General features: G+C 46.3%; 6 protein-coding genes and 1 pseudogene. 2 read left to right on the top strand and 5 right to left on the bottom strand.

Annotation, left to right across the window (positions count from 1 at the left end; all coding sequences use genetic code 11):
• Positions 1-354, bottom strand: a pseudogene (locus PMG71_RS03245) (RNA-guided endonuclease TnpB family protein); the annotation flags it as partial.
• A gap of 134 nt (positions 355-488) precedes the next feature.
• On the opposite strand from PMG71_RS03245, the gene PMG71_RS03240 reads away from it, so the two are divergent.
• Positions 489-1175 (top strand): GvpL/GvpF family gas vesicle protein, encoded by a 687-nt coding sequence (locus PMG71_RS03240; RefSeq protein WP_283752206.1) that lies wholly within the window; start codon positions 489-491, stop codon positions 1173-1175.
• Between the two features lie 25 nt (positions 1176-1200).
• Here the strand turns inward: PMG71_RS03240 and PMG71_RS03235 are convergent, their stop codons facing one another.
• From PMG71_RS03235 to PMG71_RS03225, 3 genes are all read right to left on the bottom strand, one after another.
• A complete protein-coding gene (locus PMG71_RS03235; RefSeq protein ID WP_283752205.1) occupies positions 1201-2754 on the bottom strand; it encodes an AMP-binding protein in 1554 nt (517 codons plus the stop codon).
• Positions 2751-4652 (bottom strand): GGDEF/EAL domain-containing response regulator, encoded by a 1902-nt coding sequence (locus PMG71_RS03230; protein WP_283752204.1) that lies wholly within the window; start codon positions 4650-4652, stop codon positions 2751-2753. The genes PMG71_RS03235 and PMG71_RS03230 overlap by 4 nt, the downstream gene beginning before the upstream one ends.
• 267 nt (positions 4653-4919) lie before the next feature.
• The gene (locus tag PMG71_RS03225) at positions 4920-5162 is read right to left on the bottom strand and encodes a hypothetical protein (protein WP_283752203.1); all 243 of its coding nucleotides are present in this window, start codon (positions 5160-5162) and stop codon (positions 4920-4922) included.
• A 216-nt stretch (positions 5163-5378) separates the two neighbouring features.
• Here PMG71_RS03225 and PMG71_RS03220 point away from each other — a divergent pair, with 216 nt between their 5' ends.
• Entirely contained in the window at positions 5379-6146 is a 768-nt protein-coding gene (locus PMG71_RS03220; RefSeq protein WP_283752202.1) for a tellurite resistance TerB family protein, read from the top strand.
• Positions 6147-6316: 170 nt separating this feature from the next.
• On the opposite strand, the gene PMG71_RS03215 is transcribed toward PMG71_RS03220, so the two are convergent.
• The gene (locus PMG71_RS03215; RefSeq protein ID WP_283752201.1) at positions 6317-7408 is read right to left on the bottom strand and encodes a hypothetical protein; all 1092 of its coding nucleotides are present in this window, start codon (positions 7406-7408) and stop codon (positions 6317-6319) included.
• Between the last annotated feature and the right edge of the window lie 178 nt (positions 7409-7586).

The following is a 7586-nucleotide window of genomic DNA, read 5'->3' as shown; positions in this document are numbered from 1 at the left end:
CTCCGATAGCTTCCACCCGCTAACCTTGTACTCTACCGAGCGACAGTGTTTCTTGAACTTAGGATACCCTTTAGGCTTTTCCTTCTTCTTGCAACGACTATAGAAACTAGAGATAGCCCGCCAAGCTCTTTCGGCACTAGCTTGTCTAGCGGACGAGTTTAATTTACCCGCAAACGGGAACTCTTTGGCTAGATCCTTACATAGCGAGTATAGAGCCGCTTTCCCCACTCCTCGATTATCCATCCAGTATCGAACCGCCTTATTCCGAATGAATTGAGCGGTACGAATGGCATTGTCGAGAGCGCAGTATTGCGCCTCCGTTCCGTTTAGTAGCTTGGCTTCTCTAATTAACATGACATTATTTTATCACACATTGTTGCGGATAAATATAAAGCCGCCCTAGAAGGGCGTTGCTCTAAACCCAAATTTCCGGTAAAAGAGAAACTTCCTCGCAAGGGTATGATCGCGGGGATGAGTGATGGAAGATCATGTATACTTACGCTTTAATTAAAACGCCAGAAACAGCCTTAGAACTGCCTCCTGGGTTGGTGGGCGATTTAGAGATGGTTGCTACTGAGAAGTTAGCCGCTATTACTGAGCCGAAACTATCGCCGACCAAAATGGAGGCGCTGGTTCAAGATGATGGGCTTTTAGAACAGGCTTATATTCATTATGGGGTGGTGGTCTGTGATTTATTTGCTAAAACCACGATTTTACCTCTGAAATTCTACCATTGTTTTGGCGATCGCCGTGCCCTAGAAGACCATCTGACCACCCATCAAGAGCGGTATCTGAAAACGCTCAATAGCCTAGAGGGGAAAGGGGAATATATCTTAAAAGCATTTCCCAAAGCCCTAGAACTTCCTCCCTTAGATAAGGAACAAAAGGGAAAAGCCTATTTTATGGCGAAGAAACAGCGATATCAGCAGCAGCAAGAGTGTCAAAACCAGCAAGAGGCACAATGGGAAAAGCTAACGGATCAGATCTTAGCCCTTTATCCAGCAGCGATTATTCCTGAACCCCAAGACGAAAAACGGCAACTCTTTTGGTTAGGAGAAAAAGATGGGCGATCGGACTTAGAAAAGAAGCTTATCACCTGGCAAGAACTCTGCCCAGATTGGGAGTTAAACTTGAGCGATCCCATTCCTCCCTACGATTTTTTAGATTCGATTTGAGATCGGTTGAAGCTATGGGGTTTGTCTAGAGTCGATGGAGCATTCTGGCTAATGCAGGATAGTTGATTTTGGCATTGTGACGGGCATCGACGGGGATTTTGGGCACAATTTTAATTTGGTCGATTTGGGCGAATTCTAAGGCTGATTTGAGCGGGTAGAATTGATGTTCATCGGGGGGGTGGAGGGGATTTAATTCTAATATGAGCCAGCGTTGATGGTGGTGGCTGATGAGGGCGGCACGTTTGATGAGGGGGAATTGATGGGCGATCGCCTCTACACTGAACGGATAGAGTATCCCTTTTTCATCCTCAATCTTGGCGCGGGTGCGGCCGAGCAGCCATAAATTCCCCTCACTGTCAAGATAACCCGCATCTCCGGTACGATGCCAAGGGGTATCGCCAACACGAAATTTGGTTTCTAAGTCCCCCTCTCCGTTCACATAACCGGGTAAAACATGATCGCCACTGACCACAATTTCCCCAGGAGTGAGGGGGGGCAAGGTATAGTTGGCAAAGGCTTCGGGAGTCAGGGGAGCAATGGGTTTTCCCCAGGAGTCGGGTATAATTTTTAGGTTGATTTCGGCGATCGGATGACCGGCAAAGAGTCCACCCAGGGAAGATGGAGAGGGTTGGGGATGGAGACTGTGGGCGATGGGTTCGGCTTCCGTGGAGCCATATATGGGGATAATTTGGGCATGGGTGGCGCATTTTTGCAGGCGATCGCACAATTGAGGAAAAACCGGAGCGCCCCCCGTAAATATACGCTGGAAACTCTCCAACCGGATCTGATGCTCTTCGCAGTAGCTCACCAAACGCTCTAGAAACGCCGGAGACGCAGCCGTACTACTGGGTTGATGGGTTTCAATTTGCCGCAAAATGGGAACAGGATTCACAAACCCCGGTTTTCTCAAATCCCCCGCAGGAATAAGACTCGTGACTCCAGAGGCGAGATTCGCCAAAATAAAGATCGGCAGAGTCGTTAAATCGATCGCCCCCGGTTGATGATCGAGATGACGCGCTAACACCTGATGCTGGGTGAGCAGAAAACCATGGCTACGCAAAGCCGCTTTCGGTTTCCCTGTGCTACCACTGGTAAACGTCAGCAGAGCAGCCGTTTCAGCCGTTGCCGGGTAGAGCATCGCGGAAGGGGAATAGGTGCGGAAACGATACCAATTTTTCAGCCCCGGAAAAAAAATATGAGGAACCAACTTCAAGGGAATTTGTCGCAGTGCCGGAGATTTCAACAGCAGCAAACTCGCTTTCGGAGTTGCTAAAAGGGCTTTAGGAGGCGCTATGGAGCAACAGTGTTCTAGATGAGTTTGCCCGGCACTCGGATCGATAAACATAGCAATAATACCCAATTTGAAGACTGCAAGCAGAGCAATGTAGAGATCGATTGACATGGGCAAGAATACCAGAACGCGATCGCCAGGCTTTAACCCTAAATCTTGTAAATAAGCAGCCGCACAACTCGAAGCGCGATCCAATTCGGCAAAGGAAATCGATTGATTTTGGCTAATAATCGCCGGACAATCCCCAGACTGACGACACTGCTCTTGAAGACGACAGGCAATATTCAAAGCGCCTCCTGCAACCACTGGGGAGGATTAACCAGGAACTGTGCGGCGCGATCGTGATCTAAGGGTTTAGCAAAAAAATAGCCTTGAGCCATTTCACAACCTAGAGCTTGTAATTGCTTAATTTGGTCTATTGTTTCCACCCCTTCCGCCGTCACATCCATACCCAATTGATGCGCTAAAGTAATAATCGCTTCCACAATTTTCAGATTATCCTCATTGCGATCTAAGTCCTGAATAAACGAGCGGTCAATTTTCAAAGTATCCACTTTCAAGCGCTGAAGATAGCTCAGAGAAGAATAACCCGTACCAAAATCATCTAAACAGACTCGGATTTGCCGCTCTCGAAATTGTTCGATCAACACCTCAGATTGATCGTTTTCCATAATCACGCTTTCTGTGATTTCCAGCTTAATTAAGTTGCCATCAATTTCCACCCCTTGCAAGACTCTATCGAGTTGGGGAATCAAATCAGCCTGTAAAAACTGCTTCGTTGAAAGATTTATGCTGATGGCGATCGGAAAATAGCTTAAATAACGCTCTTGCCAAATTCGCAATTGTTGACAAGCTTCTTTTAAGATCCAACGACCAATGGGTACAATTAAACCCGTTTCTTCCGCCGCCGGAATAAATTCATTGGGTGGCATAAATCCTCGCTCTGGATGCTGCCAGCGCACCAGAGCTTCAAACCCCGATATTTTACCCGTTTTCAAGCAAATGATCGGTTGATATTGCAGATAAAATTCATGGCGTTTCAAGGCTTGCCTTAAATCCATTTCTAGCCGCAGTAAAGATACGGCATTAGCGTGCATAGCGGAGTCAAAAATCTGATAACTGCCTTGCCTTAAGGCTTTAGCCCGATACATAGCTGTTTCTGCATCTCGGAGAATCTCTTGAGGTGGGCGAGCTTCTCCTTCATAGAAAGTAATACCGGTACTAATATTTAAGTATACGATATGTTCCTCCACCTGGAAGGGAGATATAAATTCTTGATGGATTTGTTCCGCAATGTCTGTGACTTCTTCCAAGTCCCGAATTTCTTCGAGCAAGATGGCAAATTCATCACCGCCCAAATGAGCTAAGGTATCGATTAGACGGGTTAAGTTTTCTAAGCGGCGAGCCATGGCAATAATGAGTTGATCGCCGATTGTATGACCTAAAGAGTCATTGATGACTTTGAAGCGATCGCCATCAATAAATAAAACTGAAAATAGGTAATCTGGCTGGTGTTTTTTCCGACTGACCGCATCTTCTAAGCGCTCTAAAAATAACGTGCGATTCGGTAATCCTGTTAAGTTACTATAATAGGCTTGGTGATGAAGCTTTTTCTGAACTTTATGACGTTCAATAATTTCTTTTTTCAGTTCTTGATTGGCTTGCTCTAGTCGTGCAGTTCTCTCTTGCACTCGTTGTTCTAGTTCTAGGTTAAGTTTTTCAACTTCTTCTTGCAGAGTTTGGCGGGCAGAGATTTCTTTTTGTAAACAACTTTGTTGTTGTTTGACTTTTTTAGTTAGACTTTGGATTTTGAGCTGATTTTTCAACCGAATCAGGGTTTCTGGATCGTTATAACCATTAAAAATACAATCAAAAATCCCCATGGGCATCAAGTCTTCTAATTGTATAGATTGACGATTATCCGCAATTAAAACCACCGGGATTTCACAGGTTTTGATATTTTCTTTTAACTTTAAGCAAAGATCTCTATCTTCCGATTGAATCTCGCTGACTTTGAGAATAATCAAATCCGGTTGAGTGGATCGAGCAATCATGAGCGCCATCACCGGATTATGAATATGGCGCAGGGTATATCCTTCTTGACTTAATCGGTGCGCTAAATCCTCAAATCCTTGGGATTGGCGATCGACAAGTAAGATATCTCCGAGGGGTAAAGAGGATTGCATCCGATCCATTTTTTCATTGTCAGATGGATATAATCTAGACACAAAAGAAGAAGGTAACAACATTTAGGAGCGATTAGAGGATGGAAGGCTCAATGCTAGAGGCAACTATCATTAGAGGGTTTATGCAAAAGTAATTTTATCTCCCTAGGGATAGAGGGTTTGAGAAACAACGCTTTAAGTTTAGATTCTCTCCAATTCTAAAACAGGTTGGATTCTCCTGAAGTAATTTTTCTGGAGTTTTTAACCTCCGGTTACCCGTGCCTAGTGCTAGACTTGCTCAGGGCGATCGCTTACCCAACCGTCAATAATCTCATACCCCCAATGGGGATGGGCTGCTACCAGTCGTTGAGCGGCTTCTAATTCGGCGATCGCACAGAGGTCGATCAACTTTTGATATCCTTCTTGTCTTTCCCTCTCTCGTTGCTCATGAGCCTGTTTTTGGCGCTGCTCAGGGCTAATTTGGAGTCTTCCCGAAAGTAGGGGATCGATTTGGTGTAAAGGTTCCATCATCCGTAATGGGTACTGAGTAACTGATTACTATGCTTTCGGGCAGACTTCCTACTGCCCACTGCCTCTCAGCCATAGTTCTAATTACCCATGACCAGAGAAAGGGCAATAGGACAAAAGTCATGGATTAAACGTGACCTTTGGCTCTGTTTTCCCACGGGATATCCTCAGTACATTGGGATCATCTAACGGAATTATCCAATAACTGAGGAAACAACGATGCCTTTAAATTCTATGCCTTTCAACAGTCTAACCGCAACCAACGGGCAAAATGTGAGAAATCCCCAGCTCGCTTCAAGTAATGAATTTCCACCAGAAGGTGGTCAAAACCGGCCTCGTCCACTTCCACCAGAAGTACGGGAAGATATGCAAGAGTTGATGAGCAATTTGCAAGAGATCATCGACAACCCTCCCTCTCAGGAAAGTCTCGATCAATTGCATAATACGATTGAGACCGCTAGAGAAGATGGTACGATCGCCCCAGAAGAGAACGAAGCCATTACCCAAGCGACTCTTAATGTGTTTGAGAGTATGGGCTTGACCTCAGAAGAAATAGATACCCTGCGTACTGAGCTGCAAACGATCGCCGAAAATGCCCCATTCCCTGGCGAACCTCCCGAAGATGGCGATGATTTCCTATTGGGTAACCTGGCTTCAAATCTGCGGGATTGCCCACCCATGAATGGGCCAGCAGAAGAGGATGCACTGATCAATGGTGGCGCTTTGGGCCCTAATAGTCTGGGAGATCCTGGATTGAGATTTTCAGGCAGTGTCGATGACTTTGGGGCGATGTCTAATCCTAACTTTACTGATGACACTATCCCATTCCAGGGCAATGAAGGGGATTACGGTTCCGGCAATTTACCCCATCATCCCCCCATGCCAGGAATGGGTCTTGCTCCTCTGACACAGGGTCAGTTTCCTGGATTGATGGGCATTCTTGCAGGCATAGAAATGACTGATTTTAGTCAAGGCTTGACCGAATAAGTACTGTCGCGACACAGCTAAAAATGTGCATTAGCGTAGGGTGGGTTAGGCGGCTAAAATCTAGACTGTGAAAGCAATCTATCAATCCGCCGTAACCCACCATTTTAGGGTTGTCACGGCAGTACAGCACTTTGTGCAGTAGAAGGATCATCGGTAATCTCCGCGTCCCCCTAAAAGGGTAAGGAAGGCTGTACTTGGTTATCAATAATTTCATAGCCCCATTCGGGATGCTGCTGGAGTTGCTGTTTTACCCAACTGCGTCCGAGGGGACTTTGATAAGCTTTTTGCAGTTGTTCTAGGGAGGGGGTAGCCTCTGGTTCAGGATCGGGTTGGGATTCGGGCAGGGCGATGGGAGTAGAGACTTGTAATAATTTCTCCATCACCTGTTCTTTGGTAATTTCGGGTCGTTGGCTGAATGAGGGGGGTAAATAGGGGGTGGTTAAGCCTTTTTTCTTGGCTTTGAGGGCTTCATCGGCGAGGCGATCGCACTTTCGCAAGAATCCTTCCCATAAATCTTTTGCCAATACGGGTTTTCTTAGGTCGGCTCGCGCTCTAGAAACGGCGACTTCTAAGGGTTCTCCTTTCTGCACATAGTATTGAATGCGTTCTTCTTCAAAGGCAGGATAGGGCACACCGGTTTCAATTTCCCAATCTCGTTTGACCTGCTGACTCGACCCCAAGGGAATATTTTGGGTAAACTCATCCCAAAAGGGTGAAATAATGCCTTTGGTCAGTCCATCAACTATTTTAAACATCCATCCCGATGGATTGTCTAAGCCTTTTTGTTTGGCATACTCCAGAAGTTGGCTCTGAAACTCTTCAAATTGTTCTGGAGAATTCCAAGGCCCTGTAAATTGGTAATGGGGGGTGACGGCAGTGGCGATCGCCTGGCGTTTAACGGGAAAATAGCGGTCTACAGCAGGAACAGAGCGAGGAGATCCTCCCCCCTGAAGCGCTACTTCTAGTTGTTCCAGATTTAAGCGCACATCCACCACACCCGGTTTACCCGGTACTCGACGCTCTTCGAGTAATCCTTTTTGGGCTAACTGTTGGCGAGCGAGTTGCTGTTCTGCCTCAGTTAAAGCCGTTTGAGTGGCGATCTCTTTCTGGTTCAGTCTGATCCACTCTGGGGAGCGATCGCCCAATTTCTGCACAATATGCCAAGCCAAAATACTCCCCACCACCCCACCTGTCGCCGCCGCCACTTGGGGATAATAAACTTTAGCCTCTCCTAAATTTCGGCAAAATTGAGCAAAATTCATCGCTAACCTGAATCGAAAAAAACTCTTCTTAACCTCCTCATATCAAGTCCGGTTTCCGCAAGCGGACATGAAAATTTGTTAAGAAGCGGGCAAGATGCCCGCACTCCTCGAATTCTTTGATATGACTGGAGTGGGAGCATCTTGCTCCCTGGATTTTTAATTAGGGTATTTCCGCTTC

This window comes from Roseofilum acuticapitatum BLCC-M154, assembly GCF_030068475.1.
In the GTDB taxonomy this organism is placed as follows: Bacteria; Cyanobacteriota; Cyanobacteriia; order Cyanobacteriales; family Desertifilaceae; genus Roseofilum; species Roseofilum acuticapitatum.
The sequence above is the reverse complement of the archived record's forward strand: the minus strand, read 5'-3'. Positions and strand labels throughout refer to the sequence as shown.

What these genes read in the sequence shown, in the direction of transcription:
- PMG71_RS03240 (WP_283752206.1), top strand. Translation starts at nt 489, where the DNA reads ATGTATACTTACGCTTTAATTAAAACGCCAGAAACAGCCTTAGAACTG.
- PMG71_RS03230 (WP_283752204.1), bottom strand. Translation starts at nt 4,652, where the DNA reads ATGCAATCCTCTTTACCCCTCGGAGATATCTTACTTGTCGATCGCCAA.
- PMG71_RS03225 (WP_283752203.1), bottom strand. Translation starts at nt 5,162, where the DNA reads ATGATGGAACCTTTACACCAAATCGATCCCCTACTTTCGGGAAGACTC.
- PMG71_RS03220 (WP_283752202.1), top strand. Translation starts at nt 5,379, where the DNA reads ATGCCTTTAAATTCTATGCCTTTCAACAGTCTAACCGCAACCAACGGG.
- PMG71_RS03215 (WP_283752201.1), bottom strand. Translation starts at nt 7,408, where the DNA reads ATGAATTTTGCTCAATTTTGCCGAAATTTAGGAGAGGCTAAAGTTTAT.